General features: G+C 51.9%; 19 protein-coding genes, 1 pseudogene and 1 riboswitch. Of the genes and pseudogenes, 10 read left to right on the forward strand and 10 right to left on the reverse strand.

Going from position 1 to position 18,946, the window contains the following annotated elements; genetic code table 11:
- Positions 1-265 precede the first annotated feature (265 nt).
- From HK26_RS07150 to HK26_RS07155, 3 genes are all read left to right on the forward strand, one after another.
- The gene (locus HK26_RS07150; RefSeq protein WP_086639157.1) at positions 266-586 is read left to right on the forward strand and encodes a hypothetical protein; all 321 of its coding nucleotides are present in this window, start codon (positions 266-268) and stop codon (positions 584-586) included.
- Positions 587-701: 115 nt separating this feature from the next.
- Entirely contained in the window at positions 702-1,553 is an 852-nt protein-coding gene (locus tag HK26_RS13220) for a hypothetical protein (protein WP_143296306.1), read from the forward strand.
- Entirely contained in the window at positions 1,537-2,352 is an 816-nt protein-coding gene (locus HK26_RS07155) for an FRG domain-containing protein (protein WP_086639158.1), read from the forward strand. The genes HK26_RS13220 and HK26_RS07155 overlap by 17 nt, the downstream gene beginning before the upstream one ends.
- A gap of 1,186 nt (positions 2,353-3,538) precedes the next feature.
- Here HK26_RS07155 and HK26_RS07165 read toward each other — a convergent pair.
- The 5 genes from HK26_RS07165 to HK26_RS07185 all read right to left on the reverse strand — a co-directional run bounded on the left by HK26_RS07165 (position 3,539) and on the right by HK26_RS07185 (position 7,707).
- Positions 3,539-4,774, reverse strand: a complete 1,236-nt coding sequence (locus tag HK26_RS07165) for an MFS transporter (RefSeq protein WP_086639159.1) — start codon at positions 4,772-4,774, stop codon at positions 3,539-3,541.
- 29 nt (positions 4,775-4,803) lie between these two features.
- Positions 4,804-5,202, reverse strand: coding sequence for a GlcG/HbpS family heme-binding protein (locus HK26_RS07170; RefSeq protein ID WP_086639160.1), 399 nt, complete (start codon positions 5,200-5,202; stop codon positions 4,804-4,806).
- An 88-nt stretch (positions 5,203-5,290) separates the two neighbouring features.
- Entirely contained in the window at positions 5,291-6,022 is a 732-nt protein-coding gene (locus HK26_RS07175) for an IclR family transcriptional regulator (RefSeq protein WP_086639161.1), read from the reverse strand.
- Positions 6,023-6,073: 51 nt separating this feature from the next.
- Positions 6,074-6,718 carry a LysE family translocator gene (locus HK26_RS07180; protein ID WP_086639162.1) on the reverse strand — a complete coding sequence of 215 codons (645 nt, stop codon included), beginning with the start codon at positions 6,716-6,718 and terminating at the stop codon, positions 6,074-6,076.
- A 203-nt stretch (positions 6,719-6,921) separates the two neighbouring features.
- Positions 6,922-7,707, reverse strand: a complete 786-nt coding sequence (locus HK26_RS07185; protein WP_257640906.1) for a class I SAM-dependent methyltransferase — start codon at positions 7,705-7,707, stop codon at positions 6,922-6,924.
- Positions 7,708-7,792: 85 nt separating this feature from the next.
- On the opposite strand from HK26_RS07185, the gene HK26_RS07190 reads away from it, so the two are divergent.
- The 3 genes from HK26_RS07190 (at position 7,793) to HK26_RS07200 (ending at position 11,699) form a co-directional block, all read left to right on the forward strand.
- Positions 7,793-8,602, forward strand: coding sequence for a helix-turn-helix transcriptional regulator (locus tag HK26_RS07190; RefSeq protein WP_086639163.1), 810 nt, complete (start codon positions 7,793-7,795; stop codon positions 8,600-8,602).
- Between the two features lie 149 nt (positions 8,603-8,751).
- On the forward strand, positions 8,752-10,917 hold the full coding sequence (locus tag HK26_RS07195) for a TonB-dependent siderophore receptor (RefSeq protein WP_086639192.1): 2,166 nt from the start codon (positions 8,752-8,754) through the stop codon (positions 10,915-10,917).
- 155 nt (positions 10,918-11,072) lie between these two features.
- Positions 11,073-11,699: a LysE family translocator gene (locus HK26_RS07200; protein WP_086639164.1), complete on the forward strand. Its 627-nt coding sequence runs from the start codon at positions 11,073-11,075 to the stop codon at positions 11,697-11,699.
- An 18-nt stretch (positions 11,700-11,717) separates the two neighbouring features.
- On the opposite strand, the gene HK26_RS07205 is transcribed toward HK26_RS07200, so the two are convergent.
- From HK26_RS07205 to HK26_RS07215, 3 genes are all read right to left on the reverse strand, one after another.
- Entirely contained in the window at positions 11,718-12,614 is an 897-nt protein-coding gene (locus tag HK26_RS07205; protein ID WP_086639165.1) for an NAD(P)-dependent oxidoreductase, read from the reverse strand.
- Complete coding sequence (locus HK26_RS07210; protein ID WP_143296307.1) at positions 12,611-13,054, reverse strand: hypothetical protein; 444 nt, start codon at positions 13,052-13,054, stop codon at positions 12,611-12,613. Before HK26_RS07210 ends, HK26_RS07205 begins: the two co-directional genes overlap by 4 nt.
- A 37-nt stretch (positions 13,055-13,091) precedes the next feature.
- Positions 13,092-13,301, reverse strand: a riboswitch (cobalamin riboswitch).
- Between the two features lie 54 nt (positions 13,302-13,355).
- Positions 13,356-14,012, reverse strand: coding sequence for a histidine phosphatase family protein (locus HK26_RS07215; protein ID WP_180539410.1), 657 nt, complete (start codon positions 14,010-14,012; stop codon positions 13,356-13,358).
- Positions 14,013-14,061: 49 nt separating this feature from the next.
- On the opposite strand from HK26_RS07215, the gene HK26_RS07220 reads away from it, so the two are divergent.
- The 3 genes from HK26_RS07220 (at position 14,062) to bfr (ending at position 17,659) form a co-directional block, all read left to right on the forward strand.
- Entirely contained in the window at positions 14,062-16,005 is a 1,944-nt protein-coding gene (locus tag HK26_RS07220) for an esterase/lipase family protein (RefSeq protein ID WP_257640907.1), read from the forward strand.
- The gene (locus HK26_RS07225) at positions 16,002-17,006 is read left to right on the forward strand and encodes an Lnb N-terminal periplasmic domain-containing protein (protein WP_086639168.1); all 1,005 of its coding nucleotides are present in this window, start codon (positions 16,002-16,004) and stop codon (positions 17,004-17,006) included. Before HK26_RS07220 ends, HK26_RS07225 begins: the two co-directional genes overlap by 4 nt.
- A gap of 167 nt (positions 17,007-17,173) precedes the next feature.
- The gene (gene bfr / locus HK26_RS07230; RefSeq protein WP_025826363.1) at positions 17,174-17,659 is read left to right on the forward strand and encodes a bacterioferritin; all 486 of its coding nucleotides are present in this window, start codon (positions 17,174-17,176) and stop codon (positions 17,657-17,659) included.
- Positions 17,660-17,716: 57 nt separating this feature from the next.
- Here the strand turns inward: bfr and HK26_RS13465 are convergent, their stop codons facing one another.
- Both HK26_RS13465 and HK26_RS13985 read right to left on the reverse strand, forming a co-directional pair.
- A complete protein-coding gene (locus HK26_RS13465) occupies positions 17,717-18,076 on the reverse strand; it encodes an ArsC family reductase (RefSeq protein WP_374188230.1) in 360 nt (119 codons plus the stop codon).
- Between the two features lie 15 nt (positions 18,077-18,091).
- A pseudogene (locus HK26_RS13985) lies at positions 18,092-18,535 on the reverse strand (HIT family protein); the annotation flags it as partial.
- 138 nt (positions 18,536-18,673) lie between these two features.
- On the opposite strand from HK26_RS13985, the gene HK26_RS07240 reads away from it, so the two are divergent.
- Entirely contained in the window at positions 18,674-18,946 is a 273-nt protein-coding gene (locus tag HK26_RS07240; protein ID WP_180539412.1) for a YtcA family lipoprotein, read from the forward strand.

The raw sequence follows: 18,946 nt of genomic DNA on the forward strand, positions 1-18,946 counted from the left end.
ATTATTAATAAATATGCATTTTTACTTGACAAAATACCTAAAATTGTGCATACTAAACTTACACAAAAACAGTAGTTTGGATGGAGTAGTTCCCCATCTGTGTTATGGAGGCCAGATTCTCACAAGTCTGGCTTTTTTTGTGTCCAGATTTCAGGGCATCCTTTGTTAAACTGGCTGTCGAGCCATTCCTTGCAACATCCAGTCTTCCTTGCCTGTGTTCCTGTCATACTGGTTGGACAGGGCTGTTTAACAGGGAAGGAAACATATGGAAGACACTACAAAAACATGGGGCATCAGGGGGATTTCTGCTGATGTCAGGCAAGCTGTCATTACACAGAGCCAGAAGCAGGGCATGAAAGCCGGAGAGTGGCTGACACTGGCTATTCTGGAAAAAATCAGACAGGACAGAAATGCAGGCAAAGCCCTGGTGGCTTCCAATGGGAAACCTTCTGTCAGTGTAGAGGATGCCTCTGCTGTTCTGACTTTGCTGGAACGTCTTCAAGGGATGGGAATTGAACCTCCTGACAGAATGAAGCGAAAAGCTGTCACTCTGGTCAGAAAGTGTATGGTAATAACGAAAGCGTGATATGAAGGGACATGCCAGAAACATAGAATTTTAGTATATGCATCAGAAATTGAACATGTTATGATAATACAATATAAATTATGTGCGTATATAAATAATACTAGGGAAATCTTAAATGAAAAATAACGTTTTTAGCATTTATAGAATAAAGTTTATAAAGCCAAGGCAAGAATCTTTGCCTCTTGAAGTTGAAAAGTCTAACAATTTTTTTCTTTTAGCGCTAGATGATTTAGTATCTGGGAGGTGTTTACAGGGTGAAAAGAAAATTTTTCGCTGGCATATTGGTAACCTCCTGCATTACGAACATCTTACAGGTTATTTCGCCTTTGGTCGTACTACGCGAGGCAAGATAGAAAAGTTTGATGAAAAACAATCTGTTTTTCTGCAAGAAGAGCAAGATGAAAGTCCATATACACATTGTGTGTTTAATGCAGAGTTTGGACTTGTTGCTATAGCAAATAAGTATACTTTAGCAAAAGACACAAAAGAAATATCAAAAAAAATGGAAAAAGTTTTATCTCGTTCTTATTCTATTATAAGAAATAAAATAAAAATAGAAATACTTCCTATTCCTAATCCAGATTCCTTTGTTAAAGAAATACAGGAAGCACATAGGATATTTAGTCTAACAGCATCATTTGGACGTCCGAATCCATTTGATGCAGATGCTTATTTCCAACAGCCTTTGGCACGATTACTTGCTGAGGCTCATGGTCAGAAAGGACAGGCTACCATTGAAGGCGAATCTCTCCAAAGTGAAGTAGTTAGTGAAATTGCCAAAAGTTCAGCAGCTACAGGTAACACGGTAAGCGCACGGATTCAGCGGCATCCGAAAGATGCAACGCGGAAAATATCTTTACATGATAATGCATTAAAGCGTGCATTCGGTAGAGACGTAGATCCAAAAACAATTATAAAGAAAATAACAAGTATTTATATGAGGTTACGTCATGATGTTGTGTCATAATATTGACAATTTAAATGATTTAATCGTTCGGTTAGATTGTTTTGGAAATGGTTATATTTATAGGGGTCAAGCAGATTCTGAATGGAAATTACAATCTGCTCTAGAAAGAGCTATTTCACTATCTTGGTCACACGAGAATGTTAAGAAGTTTGAAGATTTTTCATTAAACCAGTTTAAGTCAAAATTTAGTATATATGACAGAGAGAATACTAGACCTGCTTCAAAACTCTCTTGGTTATCCGCAATGCAACATTATGGTATTCCAACTAGATTGCTTGATTTCACTGCAAGTCCATATGTAGCTCTTTATTTTGCGTTGGAAAATTATAATCCATATCTAAAAAAAGATATATCTGTTTTTGCAATTAATTACGATCAATTTCGTCAGAAATCATTTGAATATATAAAGAAAAATAACAATGATTTTAATTTTAGTATTGATAATCTTTTGGAAAATCAAGACCAAATATTTGATAAATTTGTTGATTTGAGATCCCATAATATTGTTTGGATAACTGAACCCGAAATTTTGAATGTTCGTTTAGACCGCCAGGCTGGTTCGTTCTTGATGTCTGGAAACAGAGATTTGAGAATTGAGGATGCATTGAATCTAGAATTATATAAAAATTGTTCTTTTGAAAAATTAATTATATCGCATTCTCTATACAGAGAAATATTTGCCTTACTAAGGAAAATGAATTTAAATAGTAAAAGTCTGTATGGAGACTTGGATGGTTTAGCTCGTTCTATAAGAATGGAAATGCAGGTTTATGCATATAGTTCTTCTATAAAAGAATAAATATTAATTTTAATCTAATATTTTTTTGGAATTTGTACATTTTTTAGACTTTAATTAGAAAAAGATTTTTTGCATTCCAAAACTCCGGATATTTCACGCTCTCACAAACCTTCTTGATGTTCACAATATCCACATCATCGACATAGACAGTGCTACAGACTGATTTGTCGGTGCTTTCATGCCCCAGAAAGTCATCAATCCAGGATTCACGTAATCCACCTTCTCCATGCTCATGAATGTTCCTGAGTTTGGTTGAAACATTATGCCGGAACGAATGGAACACTACGCTCTTGCCAATGCCCAGACGTGATTTGAACTTGCCGAAGTCTGTTGGAAAAGGAAAAAATCTCCTCGTCTTTCTGATCAAAGCCAACCATTCCCTTATATTAATGTCCCATTAAATAGTTTCCCGTCCCATTGGTTCATCATCCATGAGCAATTCATGCTTATGCTTTTCAGGATCAAAACGAGCCAGAAGGTCATTAAGTGTCGAGGTCGTGGATTTGTAAGGAATCTCGTGTTCCTCAGTGTTCTTGGTCATTCTGTTACCATACGTCATAGCTCGCTTTTTTCGATACAAAATTACACATACGCAGGGTTATGCACCTACACACATTTTTTAAGTCTTAAAACTTTACCACTTAAAAGCACATGTGCTACATATGTGTCACACAGTGGCTAAGAAACAAGATTTTGTGATTTTTTGTTCATAAAAATCAATATGTTGTAGCATTTGGTAAAAAAGCTCCCGTACGGGATACCATTGTTTTTTGGCGTTACACCTCCAAAAAATATCATTTTTATAGTAGTGCACTGAATGTTGTTTACCTTCTTCCGAAGAGAAGGTCTTAACACTCTGGCATACTACGCGCTTATGTTCGGCGCATGCCACCAAGCGCAGGTGCATATTTGTGCCACATCTTATACGGCAATGATGGCGCATCCTTTTTTGAAACACGTAAATGCTGCCTGTTCCTGATAAACTCTGAACATATCAATAGTTATTCCGAACTACTCAGTAAAAAACAAAAGCTGTTCAGCAGGATAGCCCCGGCCACGAGCAATTCATCACAAACACGCGCAGCCACATACATCATAATCACGGCGCAACATAAGCCTTGCCTAACCTTGGCACACACCGCCCTGCTGTTTTCCACGCACGAGCGGTGTGCTGTCAGGTGTCGTATTATATTATGGGCTGGCGTTCTTCTGCTACGCCACTTTTTTTGAGCATGAACAGCGCCAGCAGATAAACCAGCAGCCCACCAATGGATAGCAAAGCACCGCCAATGCCCAGTGCGCCATAACCAAACTGTTGCCCCAGCAAAACACTGCCTAACGATGCCCCCAGCGCATTGGCAATATTGAATGCTGAATGGTTAAGGGAGGCCGCAAGGGTTTGCGCATCTCCTGCAAAATCCATCAACCGCGTTTGCAGGGCTGGCCCCAGAGCATTTACGCACGCCGGAATCAGGAACACATCAAGCATCAACCCCACGCTACTCTGTAAAACCCCGGCAAAAACCAGCATGGCCAAAGCACTCCCGGCCAGAGCAAAAATGGCAGCCAGATTGATATTACGGTCCACCAGCCATGCCCCGATATTGGCACCGGCCAGCATACCCACGCCCCAGACCACCATGTACAGCATGACCTGCCACTCGGGAACATGGGTTACATTTTGTAAAACACTTGTCAGATAAGTGTAGATTGCAAACATACCCCCAAACCCAATGGCGGCACTCAACAATGTGAGCAACACCTGAGCATTGCACAATGCCGTAACCTCCCTGAGTGGGGAGTTGGTGCGGTTTGGTGTGTCAGCCGGGATAAAGCGCCAAACACCCGCAAAGGTTAAAAACCCGAACAGCGCAATAATCAGATAGGCCACACGCCAGCCAAAATGATTGGCCGCAAAAGTGGAAAATGGTGCGCCCACCAAAGTAGAGATGGCAATACCCGATAAAACCCGCCCCACAGCCCACCCTCTGCGGGTCCGCTCCACCATGGATGCTGCGACCAGCGCCGATACGCCAAAAATGGCACCATGCGGCAACCCGGTCATAAAACGCGCCACTTCCACCAATCCGGGCGTAGGCATGGCAACACTGAGCAAATTGCCAAGTCCAAACACGAGCAGCAGCACAAGCAGCAGTTCCCGGCGTGACAGGCGTGCTCCCAGAATGGTAATCAGGGGAGCTCCCACCACGACCCCTAGCGCGTAAGCCGTAATGGCATGCCCCGCATCTGCCGTGGACAGGTGAAGCGATGCAGCAAATTCCGGCAGCATGCCCATAATGGCAAACTCACCTGTACCAACAACAAAAGCGCCAAATGTCAGCACAAGCAATGCAGCCCCCCTGCCTGCGGGTGAGGCCATGGGAGCCGGGCCAGCCGGTGAGGGTAAGGTCTGTGTTGTCATGAAGTGTTTTCTCTACCCAAAAAATCCTGTCAGGCCAAAAGGGTGGCGGCACCAACACGGGCTATAGCAATGTCATCCTCCGTGCTGGCACCAGACACGCCAATCGCTCCTAGCAGCGTGCCATCTGCCGCCCTGAGCACCAGACCACCACCAAAGCTGGTCATCCCGCCATTGGTGTTTTCCAGCGTGTAAGCCCCACCATCGGGGTGACCAATTTTGGCAAAATCAGCACTATCCATCTGGAACAGTGCTGCCGTACGGGCTTTTTTGTTGGCAACATCAATTGCCCCCAGAATGGTACCCTCCATACGCAGAAAGGCAACAGGCCAAGCGGCAGCATCAAGAATTGAAATACAGACCTTAACACCAAGTCGCTGCGCCTCGGCATGGGCAGCGTTTAGAATGGTCGTGACAGCGGTATCTTGCATGGTGTGAACATCCCTATGTGCGTAAAGGCCCGTAGTTAATCACACAGGCAGGGAAAGGAACGCTCAAAATAGCGTAAAACTCATTTGTTCAATATTGCTGAATATTTTGCGGCTCCACAGCGCGCATCATCATCCATGCCAGCCGGATCAGGCGGTGACGTGGAAAGCTGTCTGGCGGGCCTGTAAGGCACAGGCTCGCCCGGACCTCTCCATTGTCACGCCATGGAATGGCAACGCCATTCAAACCCGGCCTGTATGCCTCCAGATCCAGCGCATATCCTTTGATGCGGACATCTTCTATTCTGCCCAGCACATCATCATCCAGCGCATTGGCGCGCGTTGCCAGTACCCGCTTGCCCAAGCCCGGCACACAGGCCAGAAAAACCCAGCCAACAGCAGACCCTTCCAGATTTTCGCGCTGCGGCATGGCGGGCAGCCCCGCACAAAACCCATTGGGGTCTACAATATCCAGATAGGTTGCCTGATCCCCGCTGGGCACGGCCAGCCACGCCGTGGCACCACTTTTGCGCGCCACACTCTCCAGCACCGGGCGCAGGCGAGTGCGTAACATGTTATCATCCCCCGCAATCCGCGCGAGATTGAGGATGCGCCCTCCCAAATGGTAACGCACATCCCCCGCGCGGCGCTGCACGTAGCCCAGATGGTCCAGAGTTTGCAAAATATTGTGCACTGTTGTTTTGCCAATACCAGAAATACTGGCAATCTGCTGCAAGCGCGCGCCCCCACCCTGCTGGGCAATAATTTCCAAAATAGCGGCAGAACGCTCTATGGACTGAATAAGCTTGGGTGTTTTACGCATCGCCTCTCAATCCATCATGGCTGAACCTTTAAGCCACAGCCCCCCTACGCGTCAGGCAGGAAGACCACTCAGGACCAGCCTGAACGCAAAATAGAGGAAAACCACACCCGTCAGCATATCCAGCGCACGCACCACTTTGGGGCTGGACAGAACACGACCGAGCGAAAATGCCAGACAGGCCAGCACCGCGTACCACACCACAGCCATAACCACCTGCACCCCGGCAAGCAGCAGGGAGTAGCTGACCCGCTCAACGCCTGCGGGAATGAACTGCGCAAAGGCCGTCAGGTCAAAGACACCCACCAGCGGGTTCAGGCATGTTGTCAACAGACCACGCTGGTACCCCGTACCCATGCCCGCAACCCGGCGGGCCTGCACATCTGCCTGAGCCTGATCGTTGGCCCCGGTAGAGGGTCTAAGCAGTCGGATACCTAAAAAAGCCAGATAAATGGCCCCCGCCCATTGCAACGTCAGATACAGCGTGGGGGAGGCCGCAACCAGCGCACTGACCCCAAACGCAGTGCCTACGCCCCAAAGAGCAAGCCCGGTGCCCGTACCCAGTGCCGCCCCCAGAGCCGCTGAACGCCCGACATTCATACCCAGACGGATAACAAGCGCCGTTTCGGTCCCCGGTGTGAGCACCAGAACACCCCACGCGGCAGCAAAGGTCAGTATGGGTAACAACATATCCGGCATGCTTTGATCCTGCTCTGCAATATCGGGCAATACACTCCACAATGCACGCCAACACAACCTGCATGAGAACACGATTGTGCCAAAAAAGAACAGGAAACACAAAAAAACACAGGCACCAAGCACCCGCCAAACCCGAAGCAGGCAGACCGGGACGTTGGTAAAAGAGTAGCAATACTCCGAAGCAATATCAGCGTGCCTGCGGATCAACCGGCTTTTTGGGGTATGCTTTTGCTCCATACCACAATTGAAATTGGGAAATAGAAGCAGATCCCGTCCGCACTCTCCCACGCCCCCATACCCAGACGATCCTCACCGCTGGCAATATCCTCTGCAAACAGCGTCTGCAGAGCACGCCAGTCCTCCGGTGCCACCTGATCGTGCAAACGGGATTCAAGGCGATACTGGTGCATCATAACCGGGGACAACCCTGCTTCAGCGCCTAATGACAGCAGTTGGTCCAGTGTTAGAGCGCTGGTATGCGACGGGTCCCGGAGTGTTTCCGCCCGGTCATAGTTTTTTTGGCATTCCGGGGCTGGAGTGGCGTCAATAACAATAATCCGGCCACCGGGACGACAGACACGCACCATTTCCGCCAGAACTTTCTGGGGCTCCAGCATGTGGTGCAAACTGTAACGTGTGACCACCCGGTCAAAACTTTCGGCCTGAAACGGTAAATGCAGTGCAGAGCCAATATGATATGCAACAGTCACACCCATATTATTCGCACGCTGGCGGGCCTGCTCAATCATGGCGGGTGTCAGGTCAAGGGCTGTAACCTGCGCTCCGGCGCGCGCCAGTTCACAGGCCACAATCCCGGGGCCGCAGGCAACATCCAGCACAGGCATGTCGGAGCACACGGCACAGGCGGCGAGCGTCTGCGCCATACTGTCCGCCTCTGCGTGAATAGCCAGCTCAGCAAACGGTTTTGCCCAACGCGTGAACTGCGCAACAATCCGGGCATCGTGAGATGTACGAGAAGCAGACATCATGATTCCTTTCCTTATTGGTTCAGGGTAAGGTATGGGCAATTGGCCGTCTAACGCTATCCGGCCATAAATAACCGGATATCGGCCAATGAAAACTCTCACAGCCACAGAGACACACAGCGTCCTTGTCGCGAACAGACTGGACACGTCAGCAAAGCCCGGTTTTGCCTTCCGCAATCCGTCTTGCGCCATATTTTACGACTGGCACGTCCACCCGTGCCACCAGATTACTTACGCAAGACGTGGAACAACACAGGTTGAAGGCCCGGATGGTCATCACCTGCTGCCCACGGCGCACGCTATCTGGATTCCAGCACAAACACGGCACCGGACCATGATCTGTGATCTGGATGGTGTTTCCGTTTATTTTGACCCGGCCTGTTTTCCACATGCCCACACGGAGCACGTGCAGATATTCCCCATAACGACCATGCTACAGGAGATGTTGCTCCATACTCTGCGCTGGCAGGCAGGGGCAGCCGAGCAGTCCCCCATTGCCCAGAGTTTTTTCCGCACTCTTGGCCTGCTCTGCATGGAGCAGATGCAGGCGAAAACCGACCGGCTTTTTACATTACCACGTGCAACCCACTCGTCTTTGGTGCGCGCCATGGATACGGCCCTTGCCAACCCCGGCCTTGCAAACCTGACTGGAGCGCTGCAACAGGCTGGTATGTCAGAACGGAGTTTCCGCCGTCATTTTCAGGAAGAAACAGGAATGACATGGCAGGACTGGATTACGCAGGCGCGCCTCTTCCGCGCGGCAGGCCTGCTGGCTGAAGGCCATCGGGTTACTGATGTAGCGGCCAATGTCGGTTACGCATCGCTGAGCGCATTTGCAAAAGCATTTACAAACCTGATGGGTTTATCGCCCGTCCACTTCCGGAATTTGCAAACATAAGGCTGGCGGGCCGGGACGTGGTGCCAATAAGCCACAGGCACTATGACATTATGAGGAATACCCGCTGCCAGCACGCCAGATTATATTGATAATGATTATCAAATGCACTATTGAGGGCCATCAACATTTATGATGAGCACTCTACGTTCATGCAGCACTCCGTTCGCACAGTTTTACTTGCGTCTTCGTTTCTGCTGCTTATGGCAACGCATGCCTTTGCAACAACACCGCAGGCTCCGCAGGATAAACCCACCACAAACAAACAGCGCCCCTCCAAGGATAAAACCAGCAAAGACGAAACAATCGACGTCTCTGCATTACGGCACGGCCTGCTGGCGCGTAACGGGTTTTCTGCCACCAAAACAGATACACCCATCGAGCAGACACCCCAGAACATTACCGTGATTACCCAGGAACGGATGGCAATCCTGAACTCCCGCAGTGTTTCGGAAGCCGTGCGCTATGCGGCTGGTGTTTCTGACTACGGGTCCAAGGACGATCCCAGAGGATATTTTGGTACGATCCGGGGGTTTTCGCCCGACATCTATCTGGATGGCACGCGCACGCCGGATGCAACATCCTCCCAGTCTTTCAGTATCGAACCATGGGGGCTGGAGGAAATGGACGTGCTCCGCGGTGCAACATCCGCCCTTTATGGGTCAGGGCAACTTGGCGGCATTATTAACGCGGTGAGCAAACGCCCGAATGCAGGACAAAAAAACGAGATCAATTTTCAAACAGGGTCCTACAGCCGGGTTCAGGGGGCGGCCGACATTGGGGGCGCGATCAACCCCTCCAAAACACTGTTATGGCGTTTTAATGGCTTGATCCGCAAATCAAACACCTATGCAAACAACATCAAAAACAATGAGATTTACGTGGCTCCATCCCTGAGATGGAAGCCGGACGACAAAACTGATTTTACCATACTCGCCAGTTTTGAGCAGTTGGATGCGGGCTCTACAGCACAGTTTCTGCCTGCTGCGGGCACAATTACTGCTACAAAATATGGGCGCATCGCACGCGACTTCTTATCCAGCGATGCCAATTATGATGTGTATTCCAAACGGCAGGCCGCCATTGGTTATAGTCTGACACGCCGTATTCTGCCCAACTGGAGCATTACACAAAATATGCGTTATGCCCATTTGGACCTAGACTACCGCTTTGTAACAACCAAAGCGCTTTCCAGCGACCAGCGCACCATTACGCGTCAAGCACTCCGCCAATCTGCCAATTATAACAATGTCACGCTTGATACGCGCTCCGACCTCAAACTCACAACTGGTCCCGTCAAGCATGAACTGCTGGTAGGCGTTGATTTCCGCAGTGATTTTCTGGCAAACCGTCGTGGGCAGGGTAATGCGCCCTCGCTGGATCTTTATAATCCGGTGTACCGCGCCATTACATGGCCATCATATGGCACCACAACCAATACAAACGAGACAGAAAGCCAGACCGGACTTTACGCGCAGGAACAGGCTGACTGGCATAATTTCCATTTAACGCTTTCAGGACGGGGGGATTTTACCCAGAGCCTGACTGTAAACAACCTTACCGGTTTGCAGACACCACAAAAAAACAATGCGTTTACCGGCCGCGCCGGGCTGCTTTACACAGCCCCTCTGGGGTTCGCACCGTATGTGGCGTATTCAACATCATTCCAGCCTCAGGTTGGCACCACACGCCTGAACACCCCTTTTCTGCCAACCCGTGGGAAGCAGATTGAAGCCGGGTTAAAATACAAGCCATTGCCGGGTGCGCCGTGGGGCGAACACCTGATGCTGACAGCCGATTTTTTTGATCTGGTTGAGACCAATATCCTCACCCCCGACCCAGTGGATTCAACTTATGATATTCAGGCAGGCGAACAACGGACGAAAGGTTTTGAGTTTGAAGGTATGGGCCGCCTACCGGGGAAAATAGATTTTCTGGCTTCTTTTACCTATCAGGACCCCAAAATAACAAAATCTACAACAACATCGCAAATCAATCAGCGCCCTGTTGCCGTGCCATCCCATATGGCCTCGCTTTTTCTTAAACGGGACGTCCATATCCTGCATGACCTTACCTTCGGCGCGGGGGGCGGGTTACGTTACACTGGCAACACAGCTGGCTCTCTACCAGAGACATTTGCCGTTCCCAGCCAGCTGGTATGGGATATTGTTGCGCATGTTGATTACAGACGCACATCTATCCAGCTTAACGGAACCAACATAACGGACCGCCGATATGTTGCGGTCTGCACCCGCAATGTCGCATGCGCATGGGCACCGGGGCGCGCCATGTTCGTAACTCTGGCCTACCGCTGGTAAACTGCGCACGCATTGGCTACCGGGGCGGACACCATCTGCTCCGGGCCACCTGCGGCACATCCGTGCGTTATGGTATGCAGGATTTTATACCCTTTTGTTGAGCAACTTTGGGTGTGCCCCATGCCTGCGCATGATTGATGTGTTAAGACCGTGCGATGATTGATATTCCTCTACTCCTCGCCTTTACGCTGGCAGCGTTTGTTCTGACGATCACACCGGGGGTCGACACCGCTTTGGTGCTGCGCACAGCAACAGTTGACGGGCAACGTCCTGCCATACTGGCAGCATCCGGTATTGCGCTGGGGTGTCTGATTTGGGGCGCGGCTGTATCGTTCGGGCTTGGCACGGTATTACGTGCTTCTGAACTGGCCTATACAGTGCTTAAATCTGCTGGTGCACTCTACCTTATCTGGCTTGGTGGCAAACTCCTTTTAAAGCCCAGAACGACCTTACAAACCGAAAGCCGTTCGCCCTCCCCCAAAGGTTCGAGTGCTTTTTTGCGTGGCTTCCTGACCGATCTTCTCAACCCCAAAATGGGAGTTTTTTATATCACGTTTCTGCCGCAGTTCGTGCCTGCCGGAGCATCAGTCGCACGGTACAGCTTTTTTCTGGCCTGCCTGCATGTGGTCATCACACTTATCTGGTTTGCAGTGCTGATTACCGCAACAGCATCCCTGAGCCGCCTTTTGCGCCAGCCCAAGGCTGTTCAAATCCTCGACCGTATGACCGGTTTTGTCTTTATTGCTTTCGGGTTAAAGCTGGCCACATCCAAAATAGCCTAACGGCTGGTAAGTCTTGGTCTATTTTTTACTGTCCTGCTTTAAGCCACTCTCCTGCCGGACACGCTCCTGTATCACAACAAAATCGCGTTCCGCATCACCCGCACTGATAGCGCTCAGTAAACGGTCACGCACGACAGATGCGTAAGGGAGTGGCACACCATAATCCCCTCCCGCGTTCATGAACATGCCAACATCCTTCAGCCCGAGTGTAACGGGCGCTCCGGGATGATCATACTCCTGATCAACCATCAGCTTGCCATAGTTCTTGTGAACCGGAGCATTGTAGAAGCTGCCGGTCATGATCTCAAAAATCGTATGTGGGTCTGTTCCAGCTTTTTCATTCAGGGCAAATACCTCTGCCATTTGCTCTATGGTCGAATAGATCATGAAATTCAAAGACAGTTTTACAAGATTGGCCTGCACCGGGTCTTCACCCACCCGAAAAATCTTTGGGCCAAAGCACTGAAGTGCCGGTTCCAGCCGGTCCAGCACGTCAGCCTGCCCTGCGGCCATGACAAATAACTCTCCTGCCTCCGCTGCGGGAGGACGCCCCAGAACACTGGCGCTAACATAGGTTTGCCCACGCTCGGCATGGCCATCTCTTAACCGGCGCGCCTGAGCGAGAGAAATTGTGCTGCAACAGACGTGCACAGCATGGGGTGGCAACCCTGCGGCTATCCCGTTTGGGCCGAATGTTGCATCCTGAGTAGCGGCATCATCCAGCAGCATTGAAAAAACAATATCAACGTCGTGGGCGACCGCAGCGGGTGTTGCGCCCACAACCGCACCTTGCGCGACCAGATCATCAGCTTTTGCGGCTGTCCGATTATAGACGACAAGAGCATGCCCCGCCTTGAGAAGGCGCTTTGCCATAGGGTGACCCATTGCCCCAAGACCGATAAACCCGATTTTCATGAGCATGTTCCTTTGCTGTTATACAAATCCATGGCTCTGCACTGCGCGCCAATCACATGTTGTGCGGCCACATAGGCCGTGATCAGGGCCTGCCGGGTGGTGTCCGCCTGCTGCGGACCCTGTTCGTGCATAAAGCGGGCCTTGTGGGCCAGATCAAGCGCATGCTCGACCATCATACGGAACAGGTCTTCCAGCCTCTGCCCTTTCTCTCTGTAGGAACGTGGTAGGTTCTGCGCAAAAACTTCCAGCATCTGTCCACCAGCACATCGCAGAGCCTCTTCCTCCGCAACAGGAACATTCTCCCCAACAAGGGCCAGCAGTTCTGTTCGTTTGGGTGCCAGACTGAGCAGGCGGTGCAGAACAGGGTGTACCCCCGCTCCCGCCGTGGAAAAACATGCAAAAGAATACGGGTTGGAACCCGGCAAAAAATACCGTGACATCACACATCCCCGCCCCCGGTCCGTCCCGCCCGGTGGCATGGCTTGCAAGACAAAGGCAGGTCTCCTGACTTGCAGATGCGCACTCCACCCTGCCTTCCCGGCATGCACCAGTGGCTGCCCCTTATGGAGCAACGGGTGGCAGGCTACTGCCTACAGTTGCGGGCACAGTCTCCGACTTACTCCTGAGCAGAGCTTACGGTGTTCCCTTTTCATCCGTTTGCACGGAACCTTTGACCGACAGCTTAAACCTATAGCGGCAAGCCCAGAGCACCGCGAGCAAAAAAGGCGGGCACCTTTCCCTTTACATCGGGGCTGACAGCATGCCCACGCGCCACCGGCCTGCGTGGCAGGTCAGCAGGCTGTAACTGTGGGGCAAGACATCCACACGGGCAGCATGGGCCATGCTCACCGGGTTTTCTCCCGGATACAGCACGCGCAGGATCAGGTTACGCACGCACGCTGGCCGCGCCAGCACCACGGCGGCTGGCACCGTCTGCTCCAAAACATCCAGCCAGTGGGCCATTCTTTGGTAGCTGGTGGCAAAGCTCTCGCCCCCCGGTGGGGCAAACGCCACATCGGACAAAAAGGATAACTGTTCCTCCGGCCCTACATCCCGCAAGTTCCGCCCTGCCCACAGGCCATAATCCCTGTCACGCAGAGCATTTTGCGAGCACAGCAAAGGCCCGTCCACATCGGGGGCTGCAACATCGGGGGCGTAATGAAGGGTTAAGCCGCTGGTCGCTGGCAGGTAAGCCGCCGCTTTTTGCAGGTCAAAACCGGTTGCCAGCGCGTCTGCCCCCCCGGGCAGTTCGCCCCGGCTGACAGCCGGAGGCAACGCAGATGCACAGCAAAGCAACCTCAACCCAGACATCTCCCCCATTGGCCCGCACCCATAGGACATGCCCATGGCCGCACAGGATTTGCCAGCATGGCGCGGACACCCTACACCATCAATCATTATTTGACCGCGATTTAAAATCGAGACTCGGATGCCCACCCCCACCCCCATGCCCTCTCGCACGCTACGCTCACGTTTTTCGTGTGTTGTCCTGTGTCTGGCCGTTTCAGGCTGTGCTGCCCCCGTTACGGTCCAGCGCCTGAGCCTGACGGACAGCTACAAGGAGCGCAGCCAAAGCACGCTGAGCGGGCGCACACTCAGCAACACCACACGCATTGTGCTGGAACGCCAGAACCTGCTGCCGTTATGGAAAAAGAAACCAGCACAGGCAATTGCCACATTACGGGCAAGCACACAGGCCCAGTTTTACACACCAGACCTACAGGACCAGCTATTTGCCCTTGCGGAACTGAATTACCTGCTGGCCCGCCAGAACTCCGATCGCGCGGCCTATATGGCCACGGCCCTGTATGCCTATGCCTACCTCAACCCCACAGGGCCGGACGACGCAAAACCCAACCCATATGACGTGCATTTTCGCCAAGCATGTGACCTGTACATGTTTGGCCTGACCGAAGCCATGGGCAACCCTGTGGACATAACACCACAGCGCTGGACACTCCCCTTTGCCACACTGGACCTGTCCACCACCCCGGAACAGAAGCAGTGGTATGGGTACACCCTAACCGACTTCCGCCCCACGGCGCGTCTATCGGTCCGTGGGATCAAGAATATTTACCGCAGGGCCGGGCTGGGCGAACCACTGGCTGCGGTACCGCAGCCCCCGGCCAATAGCCAGATTTCCTTTTCCATTACCGACAAGCTGCGTATTCCCGTTAATCTTTTTATGGAAATACCCAACCCACGCCAGCAGATTTTTACCGACCACATCCATGCGCGCCTGACACTGGCAACCATTGACCAGACCACTGCCCTGCCCACAACAGAGGGGGTTATTCCCCTGCAATATGACCAGACGGCATCACGCGCCATCAGCCTGAACAATGCCGTGGACTGGTCGGTTGAATACAAGGGTTTTCTGGACGGGAACATCTTTAATAAACGTGCACAGCTTATTGCCATGGAGCCCCACCAGTATGGCCACATGCCTGTGGTTCTGGTGCATGGCACGGCCTCCAGCCCCGGGCGCTGGGCGGACATGGTCAATGACCTGCTGGAAGACCCGGAAATACGCGCCCATTTTGAATTCTGGTTTTTCTCCTATGCAACGGGCAACCCCATCCCCTATTCCGCCTTGCAACTCCGCGATGCGCTGAGCCGCACCATCCGCGACCTCGGGGGCACACAGGCAGACCCTGCACTGGGCCAGATCACCCTGATCGGTCACAGTCAGGGGGGGCTTTTGGCAAAAATGCTGGCCATTGACCCGCATGATGCATTGTGGAACGCGCTGACCCCTCGCTCCTTATCCAGCCTGACCCTGTCGGCCGATGTACGGCAGTTGCTGGAGCGTGCCCTTTTCCCCACCCCCATGCCCGAGGTCAAAAGTGTTGTGTTTATTTCCACCCCGCAACACGGCAGCTATCTGGCTGATTTTTCCATCGCCCATCTGATCGGGCGGATGGTCACCTTCCCCGCAGCCATTACGGAAGTGACCCAGCAGATTTTGCAGGGCAATGCGGGGGCTCTCAAGGTGGATATGAGCCCCAGCCGCCTTGGCAGCGTTTATGGCATGTCACCCCGCAGTACGTTCATACAGGCTCTGGCCGCCATTCCGGTGGCCCCTCAGGTGCAAAGCCACTCCATTATTCCCGTATTGGGCGATGGACCGCTCGGCACAGCGGATGACGGTGTTGTTGCGTACGCCAGCGCGCATGATCCAAGAGTGCAAAGCGAACTGATTGTACGCAACTCGGGGCACTCCACGCAGGCCAACCCGATAACCATAGCCGAAGTCCGCCGCATTCTGCTGCAACAGCTGGCCGCCACCACGCCCGACATGCATATGAAGGGGGATATGAACCACACCAACATCACCCGTATTGGCGGGGATTACACACTCCCCACAACATGGGCAAAACCCGCACAATGACCTTACAACACGCCAGCCCCCAACGCCACACCAGACGCGTACTTTGTGTTGTGACCTGCCTTTTTGCCATTTATGCCTGTGCGGCTCTCTACTATTCCACGCTTGAGCCAGACGCCCTGCGCCTTGGGGCAGTGGGCCTGTGCGCCCTGCTATGTGCATCTACCCTGCGCATCCGCCACACACTGCACCGGTTGGGGGCATTATGCGGCCTGTGCGCGTGCTTTGCCATCTGGCTCTATACTGACCGCCCGAGCAATAACCGCGAGTGGGCGGGCGAATACGCCATTCTGGCAGACGCCATACAGGACGGTCGCATAGTCCATGTCCGCAACATCCGTGATTTTACCTACAGAACCGAAACCGACTACACCCCACATTACTACAACGCCGACTTTGATCTCGACCATCTGGCCAGCATTGACCTGATTACATCCTACTGGGCGGGAGACAGCATTGCCCATGTGTTTTTGTCTTTCGGGTTTGATGATGGCCGCCATCTTGCCGTATCCATTGAAACACGACGCCAGAAAAAATTTTCCTATTCCACTATTGCCGGTTTTTTCCACCATTACGAACTGACATACGTCACAGCAGACGAACGGGACCTGATTGGCGTGCGCACCGACATTCGCAAGGAGCGGGTCTATCTTTACCGCCTTGACCTGTCCGCCCAGACGCGTGAAGCGGTTTTTAAAAACTATCTGACACAGATCCACCAGCTCACCGTACAACCGCGCTGGTACAATACGCTCATGGACAACTGCACAACCGAAATTCTGGCCCGTGCCAACGCCCGCACCCGCTACAGGCTGGACTGGCGGGTTCTGCTGAGCGGTTACACAGCCTCCCTCGCCTATGATCTGGGGTTACTCAACACAGAGTATGACTTTGCAACGCTGCGCAGGCTCAGCCGGATCATACGGCCAGAAAATGCCACACCAGATGCGAATTACTCTAATAAAATACGCGAACACCTACCACTCGCACTTGCGAATAAATAAAAATAACGCCGAATACATGCATATCACTCGCAATTGAAAGAACGGGTGTTGCAAGTAATAATTATTTATTCAAAACCATTTGATTTTTCACATTTTTTTGTTTACGAAGCGCCAAACTCTATAGTAGTGTCCACTCCAGTCATTTCTGTTATTGCGAGTAAGCCACCATGGTTAAAGACCCCAAGGTTATTGAACACCTGAACATCCAGCTCACCAACGAGCTGACCGCCATCAACCAGTATTTTCTGCATGCCCGCACCCTGCGCCACTGGGGCGTAACCCTGCTGGGCAAAAAAGAATACGAAGAATCCATTGAGGAAATGCGTCACGCCGACTGGCTGATCGAACGCATTCTGTATCTGGGTGGCCTGCCCAACGTACAGCGCCTGAACACGATTCTGATCGGTCAGGACGTCAAGGAAATCCTTGAATGCGACATGAAGCTGGAAGAAAAGGCCATGAGCGACCTGCGCGAAGGCATTGCCTATTGCGAGAGCGTGCGTGACTTTGTGTCCCGCGACCTGCTGCTCAAGATCCTGTCCAATGAAGAAGAACATGAAGACTTCATTGACCGTCAGTTCGACCTGATCAAGCAGATTGGCGTTGAGCGTTACATCCAGCTCAACTCCGCCTCCGCTCCCGAGCAGGAATAACATGCTCCCTGCCGCCATGCCCTTATCCGGGCATGGCGGCAGGTCGGCCTGAATGGCCTAGTTTTTGCCCAAGGCCGCAGCGTAAAGGTCGGGTTTAAAACCCACCAGCAAGCCTTGCGGTGTATCCAGCACCGGTCGCTTTATCAGCGTTGGCTGGGCGAGCATAAGGGCTATGGCCCGCTTTTCCGTCAGGTCCGTTTTATCCGCATCTGGCAGTTTTCTGAACGTCGTACCGGCTTTGTTCAGCAGTTTTTCCCACCCCACCTGTGCTGCCCACTCTTCCAGCGTCTGCGCGGTAACGCCTGCCAGTTTGTAATCGTGGAAGATATACGCAATATCATGCTCTTCCAGCCAATTACGGGCCTTGCGCACGGTATCGCAATTTTTAATGCCGTATAACGTCAGGCAAGTCGGCACGTCTTGATCCTCCACTGGTAAAATACCCAGAATAACACGCATTTTTTGCATGAACTCAGCATCCACACATGCATCAAACGCCCGGGCCTGCGCAATATCATAAGCCACACAGAGCGGGGACAGACGCTTGTCCGCAGGTTCGGTTGTATACCGCGGAACAATATGGGTATGTAGCGATGGCGCCTGATTGCACCATGTTTCATAATTAATGCGTGCAGCCCCTGTTACCTTGAGCAACGCATCCCCGACCCGCACAACATCTTGCAGGTAATCCAGCCGTTGCTGGCCGTGCAGGTCATTTACGCTGGGCACGACCGGGTCTGCCAGTAAAATACAGTATCCCGGCACGGGCTGTGTATCCGCCATGACCAGCCAGCCAGATGCCATACGTCCAATAACCTTGGGGTATGCTCCCCCGCGCGCCAGCTCAACGCGCTGTTGTATGACATTATCCGCCATGACTTGTATGTGCCTTTCGCAAAATAAGTTAGTGTAACCTTAACAATGGCGTTTTTTTTCAAAAACTGTTCCATAAATACCAATACTGGCGGCATTTTCTTGACAGTAAAAGCGCGATCACGTCCTAATGCCCCGACCATGCGCTACCGTCCTCTCCTGCGCGCCATACCTGTTGTGTTTCTGCCACTGGCAGGTTGCAAGGTTGCGGGCGCTCCCTCTTTTCCAATCGCCGGAGCATACTTCCCCAGTTGGATGCTATGCGGCGTTATTGGCATTGTTGTGGCCGTGGGGTTGCGCGTGCTCTTCCTTGCCACCGACATTGACGCCCTGCTCCGCCTGCGTCTGTTCACCTATGTCTCGCTTGGCACCATAACGGCACTGCTGTTCTGGCTTTTGGCTTTTGGGCCGTAA

It is taken from the genome of Acetobacter okinawensis (assembly GCF_002153655.1).
Classification (GTDB): Bacteria; Pseudomonadota; Alphaproteobacteria; order Acetobacterales; family Acetobacteraceae; genus Acetobacter; species Acetobacter okinawensis_A.

Coding starts and splice junctions, on each gene's coding strand:
- HK26_RS07200 (WP_086639164.1), top strand. CDS start 11,073: ATGATTGATATTCCTCTACTCCTCGCCTTTACGCTGGCAGCGTTTGTT.
- HK26_RS07240 (WP_180539412.1), top strand. CDS start 18,674: ATGCGCTACCGTCCTCTCCTGCGCGCCATACCTGTTGTGTTTCTGCCA.
- HK26_RS07155 (WP_086639158.1), top strand. CDS start 1,537: ATGATGTTGTGTCATAATATTGACAATTTAAATGATTTAATCGTTCGG.
- HK26_RS07205 (WP_086639165.1), bottom strand. CDS start 12,614: ATGAAAATCGGGTTTATCGGTCTTGGGGCAATGGGTCACCCTATGGCA.
- HK26_RS07220 (WP_257640907.1), top strand. CDS start 14,062: ATGCCCTCTCGCACGCTACGCTCACGTTTTTCGTGTGTTGTCCTGTGT.
- HK26_RS07215 (WP_180539410.1), bottom strand. CDS start 14,012: ATGATTGATGGTGTAGGGTGTCCGCGCCATGCTGGCAAATCCTGTGCG.
- HK26_RS07225 (WP_086639168.1), top strand. CDS start 16,002: ATGACCTTACAACACGCCAGCCCCCAACGCCACACCAGACGCGTACTT.
- HK26_RS07185 (WP_257640906.1), bottom strand. CDS start 7,707: ATGATGTCTGCTTCTCGTACATCTCACGATGCCCGGATTGTTGCGCAG.
- bfr (WP_025826363.1), top strand. CDS start 17,174: ATGGTTAAAGACCCCAAGGTTATTGAACACCTGAACATCCAGCTCACC.
- HK26_RS07150 (WP_086639157.1), top strand. CDS start 266: ATGGAAGACACTACAAAAACATGGGGCATCAGGGGGATTTCTGCTGAT.
- HK26_RS07165 (WP_086639159.1), bottom strand. CDS start 4,774: ATGACAACACAGACCTTACCCTCACCGGCTGGCCCGGCTCCCATGGCC.
- HK26_RS07195 (WP_086639192.1), top strand. CDS start 8,752: ATGCAGCACTCCGTTCGCACAGTTTTACTTGCGTCTTCGTTTCTGCTG.
- HK26_RS13220 (WP_143296306.1), top strand. CDS start 702: ATGAAAAATAACGTTTTTAGCATTTATAGAATAAAGTTTATAAAGCCA.
- HK26_RS07170 (WP_086639160.1), bottom strand. CDS start 5,202: ATGCAAGATACCGCTGTCACGACCATTCTAAACGCTGCCCATGCCGAG.
- HK26_RS07210 (WP_143296307.1), bottom strand. CDS start 13,054: ATGTCACGGTATTTTTTGCCGGGTTCCAACCCGTATTCTTTTGCATGT.
- HK26_RS07190 (WP_086639163.1), top strand. CDS start 7,793: ATGAAAACTCTCACAGCCACAGAGACACACAGCGTCCTTGTCGCGAAC.
- HK26_RS07180 (WP_086639162.1), bottom strand. CDS start 6,718: ATGCCGGATATGTTGTTACCCATACTGACCTTTGCTGCCGCGTGGGGT.
- HK26_RS07175 (WP_086639161.1), bottom strand. CDS start 6,022: ATGCGTAAAACACCCAAGCTTATTCAGTCCATAGAGCGTTCTGCCGCT.